Source organism: Halomonas sp. V046 (assembly GCF_052645355.1).
Genome location: NZ_JBQXYF010000004.1, coordinates 118816 through 139746, shown reverse-complemented (window position 1 = coordinate 139746; position 20931 = coordinate 118816). Strand labels below are relative to the sequence as shown.

The following is a 20931-nucleotide window of genomic DNA, read 5'->3' as shown; positions in this document are numbered from 1 at the left end:
GCCTCGCCGCTGATTCGCCGCTGATTCGCCACCCTGGCCGACGAGTCACGCCGGCGCCCGGTATCCGCCCTCGGTCCACCGCGGGTTTTCTCTAAGGTAATAACAGATCGTTCTGTTGATAGCCTTGCCTTATACCTTGGTCGACACAATAGTGTGCAGCCTCACTAATGCACGCTCCTTCGCTGGACTCGCGATCGAAGGCCATCAACACGGACACTCTCATGGCACACACTCGTCAGATCCTGCTTGCCCTGATCCTTGGCATCGCCGCTGGCGCCGCGATCAATCTGCTGGTGCCCGGGTGGGCCGAGCCGCTCGACACCAACCTGCTTACACCGTTGGGCCAGGTCTTCCTGCGCCTGCTGCAGTTCATCGTCGTGCCGATGGTGTTCTGTGCGCTGATCCTGAGTTTTACCCAGGTCGAGCGCGGCGCCAATGTCGGCCGCTACGCCGGGAAACTGCTGGGGCTCTACGTGGTCACCAGCGCCGTGGCGCTGGCGATCGGCATGGCCGTGGCCGCCTGGCTGACCCCCGGACTCGGTGTCGATGCCGCCGGCGCTCAGGCCACCGCCACCAGCGACCCTCAACCGCTGGCCCAGTGGCTGGTCGGCCTGGTGCCGAAGAACCCTTTCGAAGCCCTGGCCGAGGCCAACCTGCTGCAGATCATTCTGGCCGCCGCGCTGATCGGTATCGCCGCTCGTCAGTTGCCGGAGCACAGCCGTGCGTTTATCGGCGTGCTCGAAAGTGGCTACGAGATCGTCCTCAAGGTCCTGTCGCTGGTGCTGAAGCTTGCCCCCATCGGGGTCTTCGCCCTGATCGCCTCGGTGGTCGCGACCCAGGGCCTGGACCTGCTGCTCAAGCTCGGGCTCTATGTGGTCGGCCTGCTGATCGCCATCGCCGCCATGGCGCTGTTCTACCTGGCGCTGCTGACCCTGACCGGATCTCGTCCCGGGGCCTATCTGCGCCATTTCGGCGAGGCACTGAGCTTCGCCCTCGGCACGGCGAGCTCCAACGCGACGCTGCCCATCGCGCTGGAAAACGCCAAAGCCTACGGTGCGCCTCGCGAGCTGACCGCCTTCGCACTGCCCTTCGGCACCGCGCTAAAGCGTGACGGCGCCGCCGTGCTGCAAGGCTTCAATGCGCTGTTTGTGGCTCAGCTGTTTGGCGTCGAGGTGACACTGACCCTGGCCCTGACGATCTTCGCCACGGGTCTGCTGGTGTCGTTCTCCACCGCCGGCGTTCCTGGTGCCGGACTCGTCGCGATGAGCACCGTGCTGTCGGCGGCGGGCCTGCCGCTGGAAGGCGTCGCCGTGGTCGCCGGCGTCGATCGCTTCACCGATGGCTTTCGCACGTCGCTCAACGTCATGGGCAACACCGCCAACGCCATGCTGTTGGCCAAGGGGGAAGCGCGCCACGCAGCCGACCCCTCGCCCACACCGACGACGACGCCCGCGCCCAAGACTGAGACCGACGGCCGCGCCCAAGGCTGAGACCGGCACCCGGTCCCAAGGTCATGCTGGCGGGCTGCCTCCCTCAAGCGGGTGTGATCGTGCCAACGCGGCTGTGCCACCAACAGCTCGAACCTCCCGTCGTATCGATGGCTCGTAAAAGCACCCCGAAGGTTGGAATGGGTGTCCAACTGTCGGGGTGCTTTTCCCTTCCGGGGGTGTTGTTGTACGTCGGTGAACGGCGTCGCCGGCCTACCCTGCCGCGCCGGTGGCCGCGGGACGCTGGGGATCGGCGCTCCATTCACTCCACGACCCCACGTACAGGCGCGGCAACGCCCGCCCGGCGAGCTGATAGGCCAACAGGTCATGGCAAGCCGTCACCCCGGAACCACAGTAGGCGATCACCGCCTCTGCGTGGGGCAATTCCGCGGCCAATTGCTGCGAGGATTTGAACAGGCCCTGCTCGTCGAGGTTCTCCGAACAGGGACGATTCACCGCGCCGGGAATGTGTCCGGCCCTGGGGTCGAGGGGCTCGCTGTCACCGCGAAAACGCTCACTCGCCCGGGCATCGACCTTGAGTGCTGCGCTGGTCGCCATTTCCTCGAGCCCAACCAGGCCGCTATCGTCGAACACCGGCTGCCACCGGGACGGTGTCACATCTGCGCCGTCGCCCACCTCCCATTCACCGCCGAGGGCTTCCCAGGCCGCCAGCCCACCATCAAGCAGTTGCACCTCGGGGTGCCCGGCCCAGTGGCTAAGCATCCACCAGGCTCGAGCCGCAGCGAGTTGTCCGCCCATGTCGTCCAGCACCACGATGGGGCGGTCCGGCGACAACCCCAGCCGCTGCAGAGTGTCACGAAAGGCATCACGGGCCGGCAAGGGATGGCGCCCACCGCCGGATGCGGTAGCGCCGGACAGGTCGCGATCGAGATCCAGGTGCTGGCTGCCTGGCACATGGCCTTCGCGCCATAGCTGCTTGCCGGCGCCGGGATCGGTCAGACGCACTCGGCAATCGAGGATCACGGGCGGCGTCACGCCTGACAGCGCCTCATCGAGGGCCTTGGCGGTAATCAGCGGATGGGTCATGCGGTCTCTCCTGGCAAGGGTTGCGGGCGACGTCGGGGCACACATCGGGCTGTCGGGTCGGACACTCGACGGGCACACCTAGAGCTCCCGGGTCGGACGCTCGACGGACACACATCGGGCTCCCAGGTCAGCCGCTCGATGGGCACACATCGGGCTGTCGGGTCAGCCGCTTGACGGGCACACATCGGGCTGTCGGGTCAGCCGTTCGATGGGCGCGGATCGGGCTCCCGGGCCAGCCGTTCGATGGGCGCGCGCCGAGCGATCAGGCGGCGCAGGCCGGCCTGGGCAAAGCGCACTTCGATCACCGGATTAGCCGGATCGCCTTCGACGACACAGATATCGCCATCGCCGAAGACGCCGTGACGAATGCGTTCGCCCACGGCGAAGTCGCCAGGCAGCTGAGCCCCTGGTGCCATCGTGGCCTTCCTGACGGCAAGTTGACAGCCGATGCCACTCAAGTATTGCTGCACCAGGCGCGGTGACGACACCTGGAGGGGCTCGCCCGGCGGCACCTCGGCGGCCAAGGCCCGAGCGACAGCGCCCACGTCGTCGCAGGCTGTCTCGGCAACGAACCGGCTGGGACGATGATCACCGCCATCATGCAGCACCACCAAGCGCTCGATGGCCCGGGTGATCGCCACGTAGTAAAGCCTGCGTTCCTCCTCGAGGCGCTCCGCGTCCAGCGGGTTATCACGGCTGTAGTGAGGGAAGTCTTCCTCATTGACGCCCCCCACCACGACCATCGGCCATTCCAGTCCCTTGGCGCCATGCACGGTACTGATCAATACGCCGTCGTCGCGGTTCTGTACCGGGCGGCGCAACAATTCGATGAAGGTCGACAAGTCCGGCACCTCCCGGGCCTGCTCGATCAGCACGTCGAGCAGGCGAATGTCCTCTTCGCCCTTGTCGCGGCGGGCGGCGGCACGCTTGAGCACCTTCTCGGCCTCGACCTCCGCGACCACATGTTCGAGTAACTTGTCGGCCCCGAGATGAGCGAGTCGAGGCAGTTCGTTGAGCAGAGCGTAGCGGCGCTTCAGGGTACGTCGCTGGTGAGGCTTCAGCCGCGCGAGCAGGGGATCGTGCTTGTCCGGCCAGCGTTGGGTCTCGGCCAGGCGCGTCGCCAGTGCCGCGAGGGTCTCTCGGGGCACGAAGCAGGTCGGCTGGGAGAACAGCAACAGCAGATGCGCCGGATCACGCAATAACGCCGCGGATACCGCCAGCGCCAGGTAACCGGCCAGCGCCTCGACCAGTGGCAGGCGAAAGACGAAACGGTCTTCCCGGGCCAGGCGAAACGGTATCCCCTCGCGCAGTAGCGCGAGCTGCATCGGCACCGACAGGGCCCAGCTGCGCACCAACAGGCAGGCTTCATCGAGCCGCCGACCATCACGCTGCCACTGACCCAGGGTGTCGAGAAAGGCCGCGGCGCCCTGGCGCACTTCCAGCCGGGTATCGGGGTTGCCCGGCGCCGCCAGGCAGAGCTGATCGGGTCGACGCCGGTTGGCGGCAATCGCATGGTTGGCGGCCAGCGCCAGAGCGTGGCCGTGGCGAAAGGTGGTCGATAGCGGGTAGTCGCGACCGGGGCCGAAGATCGCGGTAAACGTCTCGAGCATGGTGTCCGGGCGCGCCCCGCGCCACTCGTAGATGCACTGGTTGGCATCCCCCACCGCCATGACGGCCGCCTGGCGACCGGCCAGCACCGCCAGCAGACGCTGCTGGGCGGCATTGATATCCTGATACTCGTCGATGATGACGTGGTCGAGGAAACCCTGCACCCGTCGTGACAGGGCAGGGTCCGCTTCCAGCGCCATCAGCGGCCGATACAGAAGGTCGGCGTAGCTCATCACCCCTTGTTCGGCCATGAGCGCCTCGGCATGACCGTAGGCCTGAACGAAATGGCGCGTGCCCTCGCCCAGATCGCGGCGCTCATAGAGGAGCTCGGGGTCGATCACTTCGGCCTTCACCAGGCCACAGAAATGCGCCAGCGCCTCGAGCCTTTCGGGCTCCAGGGCGCTGTCTCGATCCTCGTCCACGCTCTCGAGCGCCTGCAACGTCGCCTGACGCAACAACCGCTCCATCTGCCAGTCGGCGGTCAACAACTGGCGCGGCGACAGCGCACCCCAGCGGGTCAGGCTGCCGCTCAAGCGGTGGCCCAGCGAATGAAAGGTCCGCACATCCGGCAACGCCAGCCCCGCCGGCGCCATGCCGACGAGGCGGCGCTGAAAATCCTCCCGGGCGGCGCGGTTGAACATCAGCACCATGATACGCGGCGCCGGCACGCCCTGCTCGAGCAGGTGCAGCACCCTCGCCACGAGTGTCGTGGTCTTGCCGGACCCTGCCACGGCGGCTACCCGGGCGTGGCCCCCCGGATGCATCACCACCGTCTGTTGTTCGTCGGTCAGCCCCATTCGGACGCCCCGTCGATACGCCCCAGTGGCTGCCAGACGCCACCGCTGGTCAGCCCCAGCGCCTGGCGGTCGCCCTCGGCGGCCAGCTCGCCATGCTCGGCGAGGCGATAGAAGACGTTGCGCCCCAGCCGCGCGGCGAGGCCCAGGCGAAGATTGACCTCGGGCACCGCCTCCGCGGCAGGCGTCTCGGTCACGGTCAGGCGATGCTCATGGCCGAGGACGACGCGCTCACCGACGTTGGTAATCAGCGCCCAGGCGTCACCCTCAGGCTCGGCATCCACCACCACGAAGGGATGATCCTCCACCGAGATGCGCCATTTCTCGATCGGCGTGACCAGGCAATAATGACCATCGTCTTCGCGGCGTAGAATGCGGGCGAACAGGCGCACGAGTTCGGCACGGGTGATCTCGCTGCCTTCATGGATCCAGCGGCCGTCCCGAGCGATCACCAGGTCCATCTCGCCACTCAACTCAGGTGCCCATTGATCCACCGGCGGACGATCGCCCAGCGGCGCAACCCCATTGAGAATCCGGTCCAGCTGCATAGGGCCTCCCTCGTCTGAAAGCCGTCGTGGCTCATCTTCGATGATAGTGCTCCCAGCGCAGTCGCGCCGACCCGGCGAGGCCAGGGTGCGGGCGTCTGCCCGCGTGGCGGCGACTCTTACTCAGCGCACGAAGCCGGCATCGCTGAGCGCCTGGCGAAGGTCCGCCGGCGCCTCGGGGGCGGCGGCACGGAACAGTTGATGGAAGTTGGCCGTGGTCTGCAGCGCCACTTCTTCCACACTGATGCCACGCTCGGCGGCGATGCACTGCGCCACTTCCACCACCCAGGCCGGCTCATTGGGCTTGCCGCGATACGGCACCGGCGCCAGGTAAGGACTGTCGGTCTCGATCAGCAGGCGATCCAGCGGCAAGCGACGCGCCAACTCCTTGACCGAGGTGGCATTGCGGAAGGTCACGATCCCCGATAGCGAGATATAGAAGCCGAGCCGGACCGCCTCCCGGGCCATGTCCAGGTCTTCGGTGAAGCAGTGCAGCACGCCGCCGATCGCCGGATCGGTATGGGCACGGATCAGATCCAGCGTATCCTCGCGGGCCTCCCGGGTATGCACGATGATCGGCGCACGCAGTTCCGTGGCCGCCTTCAGGTGGCGAGCGAAGCGCTCGTACTGGCACTCCCGGGACACGCTATCGTAGTGGTAGTCGAGGCCCGACTCGCCGATGGCGACCGCACCATGCTCACGAGCACAGGCCACGATATCCACGACCTCGGGCTCCTGGGCGACCTCATGAAGCGGGTGTACCCCGGCCGAGATGACCACGTCCGGATGGGTCTCGCGAATCGCGGCAAGCTCCGGCACGCCGTCCAGGGTCACCGCGATGGCGAGGAACTGCTTGACGCCGCGATCGCGGGCCGCATCGAGGGTTGCCGCCAGATCGCCAGCGTGGGTGTCGGCGGACAGGCGGTCGAGGTGACAGTGAGAATCGACGAACATGCGGGTCTCTCGCAGGGAAGAATGAACAGGCACTATGACCAGATACGATGAACAGGTGCCAGTGGCGCAGGCGCTGGGCAGAACAGGCGCGGCGCTGTCGATGCCGCAGCGCTAGGAGCGCAGCAAGGCGGCCCAGCGGACCAGCCAGGCCTCCAGCACCAGTTGCGGATTGGGGTTGCCGCCCTCGCCGAGCAGACGGCGCTGCTCCCGGGCGTAATCGAGCAGCCGGAACCAGTCGCGTACCCGCGCATTCTTGACCGCCTGACGATACAGCGGCATCAGATCGGGATTACGTAGCCCCTCGGCGTCGCCGGACAGGCCCAGGCGAATCAGGTCCTCAAGCCAGGCGATACCGTACCACAGGATGGTATCGATAGCCTGGCGGTCGAGTCGCGCGGCTTCGGCCACGGGCTCTGCCCCTCGCACCAGCGCATCGAAGGTTTCATGCAACTGTTGGCGCAGGGCCCGCGAGCCTGGCTCGGCCATCGACAGGGCCTGCAGCGGCAGCCCACCGCTGGCGCGCCACCAGAACCGCGCCTCCTCCTCGCCGCCGAGCCGCTCCGAGAGCCAGGGCAGGCAAGACGCGAGATCGGGTAGCGGCAGGCTCCAGTGCTGGCAGCGCGAGCGAATGGTCGGCAGCAGGTGTGACGGCATGTCGGACTGCAGCACGAACAGGGTCGAGGCACCGGGTTCCTCGAGGCTCTTGAGCAACGCATTCGAGGCCGCCACGTTCATCGCCTCGGCGGGGCGAATATCGATGACTCGGTAGCCGCCCTGCTGAGCCGTCTGGGCGACAAACGCATTGACCTGGCGCACCGGGTCGATGCGGATCATGCGCTTGCCCTCTTCCGGCGCCACCCGCATCAGATCCGGATGATAGCCCGCGGCCAGCATGCGACAACCATGGCATTCGCCGCAGGCAATCTCCCCGGGATTGGCACACAGGGCCCTGGCAATCAGGGCGTCGGCCAGGGTCTGCTTGCCTATCCCCCGGGGCCCTGACACCAGCAGTGCATGGGGCAGGCGCCCGGCATCCATCAATCGGGTCAATTCTCGCCAGCGCGGCATCAGCCACGGCAAGGGCGTTCGTGGCTGTGTCAGCTCCATGCCGCTATCCGTTCGTCCAGGCAATGGCCGATGCGACGCTGCACGGCGTCCAGCGAGCCCCCGGCGTCGATCACCGCGACACGCTCTTCGGCGCAGTGCGCACGAGCGAGATAGGCACGCCGGACGCGCTCGAAGAAGTCCCGCTGCTCGCGCTCGAAGCGGTCGCGAACCTCGCCGGACTTATCCAGGCGTCCCGCGAGACGCGCCTCGGCATCCTCCAGCGGCATGTCCAGCAGTAGCGTCAGGTCCGGCGTCAGCTCGCGCTGCACGAACCCCTCGAGCAGCGCGATGCGCTCGCCATCGATGCCACGGCCTCCGCCCTGATAGGCGAAGGTCGCGTCGGTGAAGCGATCGCACACCACCCAGGTCCCGCGAGCCAGCGCCGGTCGAATCTTGCGCGCCAGGTGCTGGGCCCGTGCAGCGAACACCAGCAACAGTTCGGCGTCACTATCCAGCGGCTCTTCGTGATGGGCCAGCAGCAGCTCGCGAATCGCCTCCGCCGTCGGCGTGCCGCCGGGTTCTCGGGTACTGACAACGTCGATGCCGTGCCCGCGCAGGCGCTCGACCACGAAGGCCACATTGGTCGACTTGCCGACCCCTTCTCCCCCCTCCAGGGTGATGAAGCGACCGCGTGGGCCGTTAACGGCTTGGGGCATGCTGGCTCCTGGTGTCTTGGGCACGGACTGGGCATCGTGCTCGATACGGTATGACGTCGATCGCGGTCGCCGACGCAGGCATCGGCCAGGACGCGGGGTTGTCCGCTACCACGTCCGCTTTCAGCGATTTCGAATATAACGATTGACGGCGTTGTTGTGCTCACGCAGGGTCCGCGAGAACTGATGGCTGCCGTCGCCCTTGGCCACGAAGTACAGGCTGTCGCCGTCGGCCGGGTTGACCGCCGCCTCGAGGGAGGCCCGCCCCGGCAGGGCGATCGGCGTCGGCGGCATGCCCTCGATGACGTAGGTGTTGTAGGCCGTCGCCTCACGCAGATCGGCCCGGGTAATGTTGCCCTCATAGCGCTCTCCCATGCCGTAGATCACGGTGGGGTCCGTCTGCAGGCGCATGCCGCGCTCCAGGCGGCGCTTGAAGACGCCGGCAATCTGGCGTCGCTCCTCGGGCGCGCCCGTCTCGCGCTCGATCAGCGACGCCATGATCAGAGCCTCATAGGGCGTCTCCAGGGCCAGGTCCGCGTCCCGACCCTCCCAGACGTCCGCCAGGATGCTGTCCATGCGCGCCAGGGACTGACGCAGGATCTCCTCGTCACTGACACCCTTGTGGTAGGTATAGGTATCGGGGAAGAAGCGCCCTTCCGGATGTTCGCCTTCGCGGCCAAGCGCCGCCATGATCGCGTCATCGTCCAGGCCCGCGGTGCGGTGATCGATCTTTTCGGCGCCGTCGAGGGCGTCGCGCATCTGGGCGAAGGTCCAACCCTCGGGAATCGTCACGGAATAGATCACAACGTCGGCGCTGGCGAGCTTGTCGAGCACGTCCAGGCCGGTCATGTCGGGCGTCAGGCGGTACTCCCCGACCTTGAGCGCCGGCACCCGCTGAGGGTCGAGCCGCGACAGCAGCTTGAAGGCCCAGCCATTGGCGAGCACGCCCTCGGCTTCCAGCTCATCGACCACGCGGTGAAACCCGGCGCCGGGCGGCACTTCATAGAGCATCGGCGCGTCGAGCGCGATCGGCGCCTCGAGGCGAGCTTCCCAGTAGCGATAGCCGGCGTAGGCGGTGATCAGGCCAATGACGACAAGCACCACCAAGGCTTTTAGCGCAGTGCGCATGGGGTTTCCTTAATCTCGAATGATGTCCGCCGGCGACGCCAGGCGACGCACAGCGCAGTGGGCCCGGGAGGTGCGCGCTCGGGTGATGCGCGCCCGGGAGATGCGCCTCGGCTCTCGGCTAAGACCGCCGACCGACTCAGGCGTTCCCCCGGCCGCGTCGGGCTCCGGCCCGGGTCCTAGACCTCGGGATAACCGAGCCGGGCGTGGGCCTGGCGCTGAAGCGCCCGATGCACCTCGCCGATCGACCAATCCCCGAGCAGTGCGCCGGTTTCGTCCTCGAGACGCCGCACCGGCCACACGCCCTGGACGCTATTGCCCACCCATAGCGCCCGACAGTGACCGAGCCGAGCGCGAGGCAACGTGCCCACCGCAACCTGCGCGCCGTCGATCAGCGACTGGCGCAGCGTACCGGCGACGCCGCAGGCTTCCAGCCCGGGCGTCATCGGCGCGCCATCGGCGTCGCACCAGAACAGATTCATGCTGGTCGCCTCGACGATGCGCCCTTCCCCATCGCCCACCAGACCTTCGGCAACCTCGGGGTCGCTCCACTCGGCCCGGGCAAGCACGTTCTCGAGCCGGGCCAGGTGCTTGATCCCGGCCAGCCGCGGCTGGCGGGAAAGCGTCATCTCGCACAGACGCACGCGGACCCCCTCACGCCAGCGCTGCGGCTGGGGCGCGAAGGGGAACGCCCGCCAACGCAAGCGCGGCACGGTATCGTCGGGGAGTGCATAACCGCGCCCCCCACTGCCTCGGGTGTAGACGATCTTGAGTACCAGAAGCCCCGGGGCCAGATGCGAAAAGATCCCTTCGAGCTCCCCCCGCGGCGGCGGCGGCATGCCCAGCACCCGACAGCCCCACTCCAGGCGCGCCAGGTGCTCTGGCCACAACACAGGGCGACCATCACGAATCAACACGGTTTCAAAAAGGCCATCGCCGTAGGCCAGGCCGCGATCATCGAACGGCAGGCCGTCATCGCCACCCGGGCCATCGCTCGGCATACCATCGGCGGCGATGGCCTTTGTCACCCCAGCGTCGGCCCCGTGCATCAGACGCGCTTGAACACCAGGGTGCCGTTGGTTCCGCCGAAGCCGAACGAATTCGACAGCGTGGTCTCGACCCTGGCCTGGCGTGCGGTGTGTGGCACATAGTCCAGCACGCAGCCTTCCTGGGGGTTGTCCAGATTGATGGTCGGGGGCAGCACCTGATCGCGAATCGCCAGGATGCAGAACACCGCCTCCACCGCACCGGCGGCGCCCAGCAGGTGTCCGATCATCGATTTGGTCGAGCTCACCGCTACGTTCTCGGCGGCGCTGCCCAGCACCTTCTGGACGGCACGGCTCTCGGCCAGATCACCGGCCGCGGTCGAGGTGCCGTGGGCGTTGATGTAGTCGATCTCGGAGGCATCGATGGCCGCATCCTTGATGGCATTGGCCATCGCCGCGGCGGCACCACGACCGTCCTCGGGGGGCGAGGTCATGTGGTAGGCGTCATCGCTCATGCCGAAGCCGGTAAGCTCGGCATAGATACGGGCACCACGCGCCTTGGCATGCTCGTACTCTTCTAGCACCAGAACACCGGCGCCGTCGGACAATACGAAACCGTCACGGTCCTTGTCCCAGGGACGGCTGGCCGCCTGGGGATCCTCATTGCGCGTGGACAGCGCGCGGGCCGCGGAGAATCCGCCGAGACCCAGCGGGGTGGTCGCCATCTCGGCGCCGCCGCAGACCATGACGTCGGCATCACCGTAGGCGATGGTCCGGGCGCTGTAACCGATATTATGAGTCCCGGTCGTGCAGGCGGTCGTGATGGCGATATTGGGCCCACGGAAGCCATGCTGGATCGCCAGATTGCCGGAGATCATGTTGATGATCGAGCCGGGCACGAAGAACGGCGAGATACGCCGCGCACCGCTCTTGTTCAGTGCATTGTGGTTGGTCTCGATCATCGGCAGCCCACCGATGCCGGAGCCAATCGCGACCCCGATGCGGTCGGCATTGGCCTCGGTGCATTCGATACCGGCGTCCTGGATGGCCTGACCACCAGCCGCGATCCCGTACTGGATGAACAGGTCCATCTTCCTGGCATCCTTGGGATTCAAGTACGGGCTGATGTCGAAGTCCTTGATCGAGCCACCGAAGCGGGTATTGAAGCCGCTGACATCGAAGTGCTCGATGGGTGCCACACCGCTCTTGCCGGCCACAATACTGTCCCAGCTTTCCTTGACGGTGTTGCCCACCGGCGTGACGAGGCCAAGGCCCGTCACCACTACCCTTCTGCGAGACATCAGCTTTCCTCCAGACATCCTTAAAGTCGCGACCCGGTTCCAGGGGGCCGCCGTTTGCGCGCATTATACCCGAGACACCGGCCCCTGTGCGCCCCCGGCAGGCGGAATCCGCGGACGCCTTTTCCTGGCCTCCCACGAGGCCACCCCCCGGGCGGCACCACCATCGAGGACACTGTCGGCTTGTGGCCATGCAAAAGCCACCTTTCAGATACACAAAAGCCGCCCTGACCAGCAGGGCGGCTCTTGGGAGCCGGGGCTCCGACACTTCAGCAAGCAGTATCAACCGCCACCAAAGGAGGTATCAGCAGAGCCGATACACCCTTACTGGTGAGAGTTGACGTAGTCGATCGCTTCCTGAACGGTGGTGATCTTCTCGGCTTCTTCGTCGGGAATCTCGGTGTCGAATTCCTCTTCCAGCGCCATCACCAGCTCGACGGTATCCAGGGAATCAGCGCCCAGGTCCTCGGTGAAGGAAGATGAGTTCTGAATATCTTCTTCCTTGACGTTCAGGCGCTCAGCCACAACTTTCTTCACGCGCTCTTCGATGGTGCTCATGTAGACGTACTCCAGTCGTTCACGTTAGCCGTTCTGATGACCAGCCGGTTAAATCCGCAAGTAAACTGCGGGGTAGTTTATAGACCCCTAAGGGCCGACGCAACACACGCTAGGCGTGTGTTCAGCGCATGTTCATACCGCCATTGACGTGCAGGGTTTCGCCGGTGACATAGCTTGCCGTATCACCGGTCAAAAACCCGACCGCCGCGGCGATCTCCTCGGGCTGACCGAGACGCGCCAGGGGCACCTGCCCCTTGAGCATCGTCTGCTGGTCGTCGGACAGCGCTTCGGTCATGTCGGTCGCGATGAAGCCCGGCGCCACCGCGTTGACGGTGATCGCCCGCGACGCGACTTCGCGTGCCAGTGCACGCGTAAAACCTTCCATGCCCGCCTTGGCGGCAGCATAGTTGGTCTGGCCGAGATTGCCCATGGTCGCGACCACGGAGCTGATCGACACGATCCGCCCCCAACGCGCCTTGGTCATGCCTCGCAGGCAGGCCTTGCTGACGCGATAGACCGACTTGAGGTTGGTGTCGACGACGCCATCCCACTCGTCTTCCTTCATCCGCATCAGCAGATTATCCCGGGTGATGCCGGCGTTATTGACCAGGATGGTCGGCGCGCCGAACTCTTCGGTGATCGCCTTGATCAGGCCGTCGACACTGGCCTGATCGGTGACGTCCAGCCGACGCCCGGCCCCGTCGAATCCTTGGGCCTTGAGGTCGGCATCGATACGCTCGGCACCCGCTTCACTGGTCGCGGTGCCGATCACGATCCGACCCTGGCGGCCGAGCTCGTGGGCGATGGCACGGCCGATGCCGCGACTGGCCCCGGTAATCAGGGCGACTCTACGCTCGGTTGTCATGATCACTTCCGTTGGTTCGTCAAAGCCCGGCCTTGGCCGGGCGAAGTCTTGCGGCGCGCAACTGGCCCTGAAACGCTCATGCGGCGATGACTAGAGCGTTTCCTTGGCCAGTTCCAGCGCGGCGTCGAGACTATCAGGGTCATTGACCGCGATGCCACGACTGCCCTTGGCAATACGCTTGTTCAACCCGGTAAGCACCTTGCCGGGCCCACATTCGATGAACACCTCGGCGCCACCGTCGACCATGGTCTCGACGCAGGAGGTCCAGCGCACCGGCTGATAGAGCTGTTCGAGCAGACGGGTCCTGAGCGTCGCCACATCGGCATGGGCGGCGGCATCAACGTTCTGCACCACGGTATAGCGCGGCACCCGTATCTCGATAGCGCTCATGGCCTCAGCGAGGCGCTCCGCCGCCGGGCGCATCAGGTCGCAATGCGACGGCACCGAGACCGGCAACGGCATGGCTCGCTTGGCCCCGGACTCCTGACAGGCGACGATGGCGCGCTCGACTGCGGCCTTGGCGCCGGCGATCACCACCTGGCCCGGGGCATTGTAGTTGACGGCCGCGACCACGTCGCCGTCGGCGGCCTTGGCACAGGCCGCCTCGACCGCCGCGTCCTCGAGACCGAGGATGGCTGCCATCGCCCCCTGACCGACCGGCACGGCTTCCTGCATGGCCTCGCCGCGCAGGCGGACGAGCCGAATCCCCTCGGCGAACGGGATCGCTCCAGCACAGACCATCGCGCTGTACTCGCCGAGGCTATGGCCGGCCATGGCGCCCGGGCGCGGCCCTTCAAGCTCTTGCCAGACACGCCAGATCGCCACACTGGCAGCCAGCAGCGCTGGCTGTGTGCAGGCGGTCGCATTCAACGATTCTGCGGGTCCTTCCTGGACGACTTTCCACAGATCGTAACCAAGCGCCTCGGACGCCTCCTCGAAGGTGGTCCTCACTACGCTATAGCGCTCCGCCAGCTCGCGCAGCATACCGACCTGCTGGGAGCCCTGCCCGGGAAAGATGAGGGCAAGCGGTTGTGTCATGTCGATCACCTATGCTCATGTTGGTCGTCGCCTGGGCGCGTCGAGAGACGGCCTTGGCACGTCACACCCGAGGCGCAACCGGACGACGATGGACGAGTTCGGCTTCCAGCCGACTCGGCAAGTCACGACGCACTTCCTGGACCGCACGCTTGAGCGCGTAGTGGAAGCCGGCAGCATCGCTGCCACCGTGACTCTTGATAACAATACCCGCCAACCCTAAAAGGCTAGCGCCATTATAGCGAACCGGATCCAGCTCGTTCTTCAGCCGCTTGAGCGCCGGACGCGCCAGCACCCCGATCACCCGACTGCTCCAGTGCGCCTCGAAGGTCGCCTGCACGCGCTGGACCAGCATCTTTGCCAGTCCTTCACTCGCCTTCAGCAGTATATTGCCGACGAAGCCATCACACACGACGACATCGGCCGCTCCGGAGAAGACACCGTCGCCCTCGATGAAGCCGCGATAGTTGAGGCCCTCGATGCGACGCAGTTCGGCATCGGCTTCGCGCACGCTGGAAGTGCCCTTGGTGGCTTCCACCCCGACATTGAGCAGGGCAACCCGAGGCGCGGCAAGCCCATCGACATGGCGCGCCATGATGTCCCCCATCAGGGCAAAATCCACCAACCTGGCCGCCGACACTTCGACGTTAGCGCCCAGATCGAGGAGGTAGCAGCGGCCATCGTCATGAGTCGGGATCGCGGTACTGATCGCCGGGCGGGGCACCCCCGCGACCATCCCCAGCGCTCGCCGCGCCAGCGCCATCAAGGCCCCGGTGTTGCCTGCGCTGACCCCCACGTCCGCTTCCCCTGCCGCCACACAGGCCAGCATCAGCGCCATGCTCGAGCCGTCCCCATGGCGCAAGGCCTGGGTCGGACGCATGGACTGAGGGATCAGGGTAGGAGCATCACATAGGCGCAGACGCGACGCCGCCGCGACCATAGGCCGCGGCAGGCGTGCGATCTCGGCTTCCAGCGTCTGGACAGGACCAAACAACCGAATCTCGAGGCTCGGGTCTTCAATAAGCGCACTGGCCGCACCCACCACAGTGGCGGTAGGACCTTTGTCCCCGCCCATGGCGTCGACGGCTATCCGCACCTCAGCGGCCAGGCGATATCAGGTCAGTGTCGCTTAGACGTCGACGACCTTGCGACCACGGTAGAAACCGTCCGGAGAGACGTGGTGACGCAGGTGAGTCGTGCCGGTCTCCTTGTCCTGGGACAGGGCCGGAGCGGTCAGGGCGTCGTGGCTGCGACGCATGCCGCGCTTGGAACGGGTCTTGCGGTTCTGTTGAACTGCCATGGGAAATCACTCCACAGTGAATCTATCAGGTATCGGTGTTGCCCTTGAGGTGCTTGAGCACATCGAAGGGGCTGCCAGCGGGCGCATCCGAGGCTTCGGCTTGTGCCCCACTGCTCAGCTGGTCGCGCGAGACAGGGCACTCTGACTCGTCGTGGTAAACCACCTGGGGCAGGCTGAGGATCAGCTCGTCCTCGATCGCACCCAGGAGGTTCAGCTGTTCGTTTTCGACCAGCACCGGCTCGTGGGTACTGGGCAAGTCGGCGGCCAGGTCGTCGCTGGAGACGAGCCCAAGCAGGAAGTCGCTGTCGACATGTTGAGCCATCGGCTCGAGACAGCGCCTGCACGGCAGCTGCAACTCGGCCTCCAGGCGGCCCCGGATCACCCGACGCCCCTGGGCGTCGATAGCAAATTCGAGCCAGACGCTGGCGTCGCCTTGCTGAGCACCGACCTCGTCGGTCAGTCGGCTCATCTCGGCCAGTGCCACCAGGCCTTCAAGGTGTTCGGCGTGGGCGGCGAGCTTGTACGGCTCGACCCTGCCAGGCAATCGTGAGGTCAACATAGGCGCGCAATGATAGGCACTCGTCAGGGCCCTGTCAAAGCCCTGCGGTCAGTAGGTTACAATCTTTGGCCAACTTTGGCCAAGGCGCGGGACGAGAGCGGCAGGATCATGCCCGACACCAGACGACCCCGGGTCGATGCCCCCGGTTCCCTTACGCCCGCCCAACGCCCAGACTCTCTCGCTCGGCACACAGCCTCACAAAGGAGCTCATCACATGCCTGCCCTGGTCCTCGCGTCCAGCTCACCCTGGCGCCGCGACTTGCTGTCGCGCCTCGGCCTGCCCTTCACCTGGGCCAGCCCCGAGATCGACGAAACGCGCCACGCCGACGAAGCCCCATCGGCGCTGGTCCACCGTCTGGCATTGGCCAAGGCGGAGCGCCTCTGCACCGACCACCCCGCGCACCTGATCATCGGTTCGGACCAGGTTGCGGTGTTCGGCGACCGGGTCCTTGGCAAGCCTCTGACCGCCGCCAAAGCCCGCGCCACTCTGCGAGCCTTCTCCGGGCAACGCGTCAGTTTCCTGACCGGTCTTGCCCTGATCGACACCGCACGCCAGACCCATCGCGTCTGCCACGAGCGCTATGACGTGGTCTTTCGCCGACTCAGCGACGCCGAGATCCATGCCTACGTCGAGCGCGAACAGCCGCTGGACTGTGCCGGCAGCTTCCGCATGGAGGGACTCGGCATCACCCTGTTTGAACGCCTCGAGGGCGACGACCCCAACACCCTGATCGGGCTGCCGCTGATAAGACTGTGCCAGATGCTACGCGAGGCGGGGATGGATCCGCTGCTTCACGACGAGCCTCTGGCTAACGCTCAAGGCAACTCATAGCGCAACGGCGACACCGTTTGCGGCATGCCCAACCACTGCGAGGTGACAATACCCAGCTGGCGGGCGACGCGATCGAAGGGGTCCTGGGCCGGCGTATAGTCCTGCAGCACCGGATCCTCCAGGCGCTCCCTGGCCACGTCATCGATACTTCCGAGGCTGTCGACCAGCCCCAGGTCCAGCGCCTGCTCGCCGGTCCACACCAGGCCACTGAACAGTGACGGGTCATCGGCGAGGCGATCTCCCCGCCCGGCCTTGACGTCGTCGATGAACTGGCGGTGGGTCGTTTCCAGCACCGTCTGCCAGAACTCGCGCTGCTGAGGCGAGATATCGGAGAACGGGTCGAGAAACGCCTTGTTGTCGCCGGCGGTAAAGACCCTGCGCTCGACGCCCAGGCGCTGAATGGCATCCTCGAGATCGAAGCCGGCGTAGATCACGCCGATGGAGCCCACCAGGCTCGCCGGGGACGCGACGATTTCATCGGCCGCCGCGGCGACGTAGTAGGCGCCGCTGGCACCGATATCCTCGATCACCGCGATGATCGGCTTGTCGCCACTCTCGCGCAGGCGCATCACGCTGTCGTAGATGCGCTGAGACTGCACGGGGCTACCGCCTGGGCTATTGATATGCAACACGACCGCCACGCTATCCGGCGCCTCCCAGGCAGCCTCTACGCCCTCGATGATGCGCTCGGCGTTGGCCGGCGACTCGCTGTCGATGACGCCTTCAAACTCGACCAGTCCAAGGTGCTTGCCCTGGGCGGGCACCCCTGTCGGCACGGACAGAACCGCGTAGGCGACCAGGGCGACCAGGCTCAGCAGTAGCGATAGCGTCACCAACCGAAAGAACAGCTTCCAGCGCCGACTGCGGCGCTGTTCGGTCAGGACGCCGCCGACCCAACGGTCCATCATCTCGATCTGGGCCAGGCGCTGGCGCTCGCGCAGCGTTTCGGCGTCTGCGCTGGCGACGCCGTCTCGCGGTGCCTGGTGCCCGCCCGCCGGGACCTCATCGCCTTGGGTCCAGGGGTCACGGGGGTGCTCATCGCTCATGGGATTCCCTTTCCTTAACGGTTACCCGTCACGCCAGGTGGCGCATCAGGCGTGGCAAAGCCAGTGGATCAATCCATCGACGCTGTCGGCGACGTGGCACGGCCCACAGGCGTCCAGCCGCTCGCGGGAGTGCACCCCATAGGTCACGGCGACTCGATCCATGCCGAGCGTTCGCGCCATGGCCAGGTCGTATTCGGTGTCACCCACCATCACCGCCCGGTCAACCGGGACGTCGAGCTCGGCAAGCAGCTCCTCGAGCATCTGCGGATGGGGCTTGGAGCGGGTCTCGTCGGCGGTCCGGCTCGCATGAAAGAAACGCCCTGTCGCCGTCTCGCGAAAGACCCGATCGAGCCCACGCCGGCTCTTGCCGGTGGCGACGGCCAGGCGCTGTCCCGGCCTGGCCAGGAGCCGCTCCAGCCCCGGTTCGACGCCTGGGTAAAAGGGCATCGGCGTCGTGTTGCCTTCGACGAAGTGATAGGCGTAGCGTGCCTTGAGGCGCTCCGCCTGGGCCGGCGTGATCCCGGGGCAGAGTGCCTCGATGGCCTCCGGCAAGCCCAGACCGATGATATTGCGTACCGCGGCATCGTCGAGCTCGCCCCACTGAACCTCACCTGCCGCCGCCTGCATACAGGAGACGATTCGGCCGATGGAATCCATCAGGGTGCCGTCCCAGTCGAAGATGATCAGATCGTAGCGCAACACAGGGACTCCGAAATAATGAGATAAGCCACGAGCCCCTACGGCGCCGTCATTCGGCCAGCCGGGTCACCACCACCGCGGTGGCCTCCAGGGTCAGGTGCACGGGACACAGATCGGCAATCGCCAACAGCTTGGCGCGCGCCTCCTGATCGAGGTCGCCGCTGAGGTACAGGACTCGTTCGAAGCGGTCAATTCTGCCACTGCTGGCCTCGCATTCGCCACAGTCCTTGGCGTGAATCTTGGCGTGGGAGACATCGACCGTGACATCGGTAAGCGGCAGGTTCTTGCGCCGCGCATAGCTGCGCACCGTCATCGAGGTACAGGCGCCGAGCGCTGCGCCGAGCAGTTGATACGGGGTAAACCCCAGATTGGTACCGCCAAACGACTCTGGCTCGTCGGCCAGCAGGTGATGGCCAGCGGCGACGATATCCTGACGGAAGCCTGCGGGGTCGGCCTCGGACGTGCGAGTCACTCCCTCCGGCGCCCCAGCTGGCGGCTTGGGCGCCTCCAGCTCGAGGTAACGCGTCGCCCAACTGACGATCACCTCGGCGGCATACTCCGCGTCCACGGCCCTGGTCAGCAGGTGATCGGCATCGTCGAGGGACACGAAACTGCGCGGATGACGCGCCGTGGTGAAGATCTCGGCGGCACTCTCGATCTCCACCACCTCGTCGCCCGGTGCGTGGAGGACCAACAGAGGCCGCCCCAGTGTGGCGATACGCTGGCGCTGGCGTTGCTGGCGCAGGTCGTCGACAAACGCCTTGCGGATGGTAAAGGGACGCCCGGCCAGCGTCAGCTCGGCCTCCCCCTCGCGCTCGATGGTCGCCAGATTGGCACCAAAGTTATGCACCACATGAGCCGGATCGAAGGGTGCCCCGATGGTGGCAACGGCCTTCACGCTGGTCAGCTTGGTGGCCGCGGCTATCACCGCGGCGCCTCCAAGCGAGTGCCCGACCAGCAAGCTGGGTGCCTGGCCACGCCCGGCGAGAAAGGTCGCGGCGGCCACCAGGTCATCGACGTTGGACGTGAAGTGGGTGTTGGCGAACTCGCCCTCGGAGTGGCCAAGGCCGGTGAAATCGAAGCGCAGAACCGCCACTCCTCGCGACACCAGACGCTCGGCAATGCGCTTGGCGGCGAGGATATCCTTGGTGCAGGTAAAGCAGTGGGCGAAGATCGCATAGGCTTGGACCGTCCCCACCTCGGGGCGATCGAAGCGCGCCGCCAACAGCGCGCCATCGTGGCCCGGAAACTGCTCTCGTTCACTGATCATGCGCATGCTGGCTTCTCCCTGACGACGGCGACACGACTCCTCGGGCGCGCCCACCGCCTTTCGGCGCCACCCTTCCGCATCCTTGACCGCGGCTCACCGAAAGCGCAAGGGGGAGGCCCGTTTCAGCGCCTGCCGCGCGCTTTTTCCAGCACAGCTTCGAGTCCTGGCTCCAGCGGTGCCCGAATCTGCACGGGTCGACCACTGGTCGGCTCCGGGAAGGTCAGCGCCGCTGCATGCAAAAATAGCCGATCCAGCCCCAGCTCGCGGGTCAGCCGCGCGCCCTCGCGGGTGCCGTACTTGTCGTCCCCAAGCAAGACGTGGCCGGCATGGGCGGCATGCACGCGAATCTGATGGGTACGCCCTGTCACCGGCTCGGCTTCCACCAGGGTCACCCCGGCGAAGGCCTCGCGTACCGCAAAGCGCGTCCGCGCCACCTTGCCGGCGGGATCGACGCGCACGCGGCGCTCGCCGTTGCCGGCGTCGTAGCGATCCAGGCGCGCACTGACGAAGTCGCGCCGCGCCGGCCAACGCCCCGCCACCAGGGCCAGGTACTGTTTAGTCATCTTGTGTTGCTTGAGTGACTCATTCAGCGCCAGCAGCGCCGGACGCGATTTGGCCAGCAGCAGACACCCCGAGGTATCCCGGTCGAGCCGATGCACCAGTTCCAGGAAGTCGAGATCGTCGCGGATCTGGCGCAGGGCCTCGATCAGACCGATCTTGACGCCGCTGCCGCCGTGCACGGCGAGCCCCGACGGCTTGTTGATCACCATCCAGTCGGGCCCCTCGATCAGGACACTGCCCGACAGCAGGTTACGCAGATTATCGCTGACGTCTCGCACCGCCTCACGAGGGGCAAGCTTCAGCGGCGGTATGCGCACCATATCGCCGAGCGCCAGGCGGGTATCCGCCTTGATACGCTTCTTGTTCACGCGCACCTCGCCCTTGCGCACGATGCGATAGACCAACGACCGAGGCACGCCCTTGAGCCGCGTCATCAGGAAGTTATCGACGCGCTGACCGACCTGGCCTTCGGTCACTTCCACCCATTGCACTTGCTGCCCTTCGGCTTGCCCTTCGGCCACGACGACACTCCACTGAAAAACCTGCGGGAAACGGCCATTCTAGCGCAGCCTAGCGCCAATTGCTGGCCCCTGGTATTGCTG

Annotated in this window: 21 protein-coding genes; 2 read left to right on the top strand and 19 right to left on the bottom strand. The window is 66.2% G+C overall.

Annotated features, from left to right (window positions below; all coding sequences use genetic code 11):
• The first annotated feature begins 221 nt into the window (after positions 1-221).
• Positions 222-1490: a dicarboxylate/amino acid:cation symporter gene (locus ACUN9Y_RS06680; protein ID WP_445459901.1), complete on the top strand. Its 1269-nt coding sequence runs from the start codon at positions 222-224 to the stop codon at positions 1488-1490.
• Positions 1491-1700: 210 nt separating this feature from the next.
• Here ACUN9Y_RS06680 and ACUN9Y_RS06675 read toward each other — a convergent pair whose 3' ends face one another.
• From ACUN9Y_RS06675 to ACUN9Y_RS06605, 15 genes are all read right to left on the bottom strand, one after another.
• Positions 1701-2534, bottom strand: a complete 834-nt coding sequence (locus ACUN9Y_RS06675) for a sulfurtransferase (protein WP_445459900.1) — start codon at positions 2532-2534, stop codon at positions 1701-1703.
• A 197-nt stretch (positions 2535-2731) separates the two neighbouring features.
• Positions 2732-4939, bottom strand: a complete 2208-nt coding sequence (locus tag ACUN9Y_RS06670; protein WP_445459899.1) for an ATP-dependent helicase — start codon at positions 4937-4939, stop codon at positions 2732-2734.
• A complete protein-coding gene (locus ACUN9Y_RS06665; protein WP_445459898.1) occupies positions 4930-5484 on the bottom strand; it encodes a DUF1285 domain-containing protein in 555 nt (184 codons plus the stop codon). Before ACUN9Y_RS06665 ends, ACUN9Y_RS06670 begins: the two co-directional genes overlap by 10 nt.
• Positions 5485-5604: 120 nt before the next feature.
• A complete protein-coding gene (locus tag ACUN9Y_RS06660; protein ID WP_445459897.1) occupies positions 5605-6435 on the bottom strand; it encodes a TatD family hydrolase in 831 nt (276 codons plus the stop codon).
• Between the two features lie 111 nt (positions 6436-6546).
• The gene (locus tag ACUN9Y_RS06655) at positions 6547-7542 is read right to left on the bottom strand and encodes a DNA polymerase III subunit delta' (protein ID WP_445459896.1); all 996 of its coding nucleotides are present in this window, start codon (positions 7540-7542) and stop codon (positions 6547-6549) included.
• Entirely contained in the window at positions 7533-8198 is a 666-nt protein-coding gene (gene tmk / locus ACUN9Y_RS06650; protein WP_445459895.1) for a dTMP kinase, read from the bottom strand. Before tmk ends, ACUN9Y_RS06655 begins: the two co-directional genes overlap by 10 nt.
• 120 nt (positions 8199-8318) lie before the next feature.
• The gene (gene mltG / locus ACUN9Y_RS06645; protein WP_445459894.1) at positions 8319-9323 is read right to left on the bottom strand and encodes an endolytic transglycosylase MltG; all 1005 of its coding nucleotides are present in this window, start codon (positions 9321-9323) and stop codon (positions 8319-8321) included.
• Positions 9324-9499: 176 nt separating this feature from the next.
• Positions 9500-10348, bottom strand: coding sequence for an aminodeoxychorismate lyase (gene pabC / locus ACUN9Y_RS06640; protein ID WP_445459893.1), 849 nt, complete (start codon positions 10346-10348; stop codon positions 9500-9502).
• A 20-nt stretch (positions 10349-10368) separates the two neighbouring features.
• Positions 10369-11607, bottom strand: a complete 1239-nt coding sequence (gene fabF / locus ACUN9Y_RS06635; protein ID WP_445459892.1) for a beta-ketoacyl-ACP synthase II — start codon at positions 11605-11607, stop codon at positions 10369-10371.
• Between the two features lie 321 nt (positions 11608-11928).
• On the bottom strand, positions 11929-12162 hold the full coding sequence (gene acpP / locus ACUN9Y_RS06630; RefSeq protein WP_089710620.1) for an acyl carrier protein: 234 nt from the start codon (positions 12160-12162) through the stop codon (positions 11929-11931).
• A 121-nt stretch (positions 12163-12283) separates the two neighbouring features.
• Complete coding sequence (fabG, locus tag ACUN9Y_RS06625) at positions 12284-13027, bottom strand: 3-oxoacyl-ACP reductase FabG (protein ID WP_445459891.1); 744 nt, start codon at positions 13025-13027, stop codon at positions 12284-12286.
• A 90-nt stretch (positions 13028-13117) separates the two neighbouring features.
• Positions 13118-14065, bottom strand: a complete 948-nt coding sequence (gene fabD, locus ACUN9Y_RS06620) for an ACP S-malonyltransferase (protein ID WP_445459890.1) — start codon at positions 14063-14065, stop codon at positions 13118-13120.
• A gap of 61 nt (positions 14066-14126) precedes the next feature.
• Positions 14127-15158 carry a phosphate acyltransferase PlsX gene (gene plsX, locus ACUN9Y_RS06615; RefSeq protein WP_445459889.1) on the bottom strand — a complete coding sequence of 344 codons (1032 nt, stop codon included), beginning with the start codon at positions 15156-15158 and terminating at the stop codon, positions 14127-14129.
• 33 nt (positions 15159-15191) lie between these two features.
• The gene (gene rpmF, locus ACUN9Y_RS06610) at positions 15192-15362 is read right to left on the bottom strand and encodes a 50S ribosomal protein L32 (protein ID WP_445459888.1); all 171 of its coding nucleotides are present in this window, start codon (positions 15360-15362) and stop codon (positions 15192-15194) included.
• Positions 15363-15387: 25 nt separating this feature from the next.
• On the bottom strand, positions 15388-15921 hold the full coding sequence (locus ACUN9Y_RS06605) for a YceD family protein (protein WP_445459887.1): 534 nt from the start codon (positions 15919-15921) through the stop codon (positions 15388-15390).
• Positions 15922-16135: 214 nt separating this feature from the next.
• Between ACUN9Y_RS06605 and ACUN9Y_RS06600 the strand changes: the two genes are divergently transcribed.
• Complete coding sequence (locus ACUN9Y_RS06600) at positions 16136-16753, top strand: Maf family protein (protein WP_445459886.1); 618 nt, start codon at positions 16136-16138, stop codon at positions 16751-16753.
• Here the strand turns inward: ACUN9Y_RS06600 and sppA are convergent.
• The 4 genes from sppA to ACUN9Y_RS06580 form a co-directional block, all read right to left on the bottom strand.
• Complete coding sequence (sppA, locus tag ACUN9Y_RS06595; RefSeq protein WP_445459885.1) at positions 16738-17799, bottom strand: signal peptide peptidase SppA; 1062 nt, start codon at positions 17797-17799, stop codon at positions 16738-16740. The genes ACUN9Y_RS06600 and sppA overlap by 16 nt on opposite strands.
• A gap of 45 nt (positions 17800-17844) precedes the next feature.
• Entirely contained in the window at positions 17845-18498 is a 654-nt protein-coding gene (locus ACUN9Y_RS06590) for an HAD-IA family hydrolase (protein ID WP_445460088.1), read from the bottom strand.
• 49 nt (positions 18499-18547) lie between these two features.
• The gene (locus ACUN9Y_RS06585; RefSeq protein ID WP_445459884.1) at positions 18548-19774 is read right to left on the bottom strand and encodes a bifunctional alpha/beta hydrolase/OsmC family protein; all 1227 of its coding nucleotides are present in this window, start codon (positions 19772-19774) and stop codon (positions 18548-18550) included.
• Between the two features lie 116 nt (positions 19775-19890).
• The gene (locus ACUN9Y_RS06580; RefSeq protein ID WP_445459883.1) at positions 19891-20850 is read right to left on the bottom strand and encodes an RluA family pseudouridine synthase; all 960 of its coding nucleotides are present in this window, start codon (positions 20848-20850) and stop codon (positions 19891-19893) included.
• Positions 20851-20931: the final 81 nt, after the last annotated feature.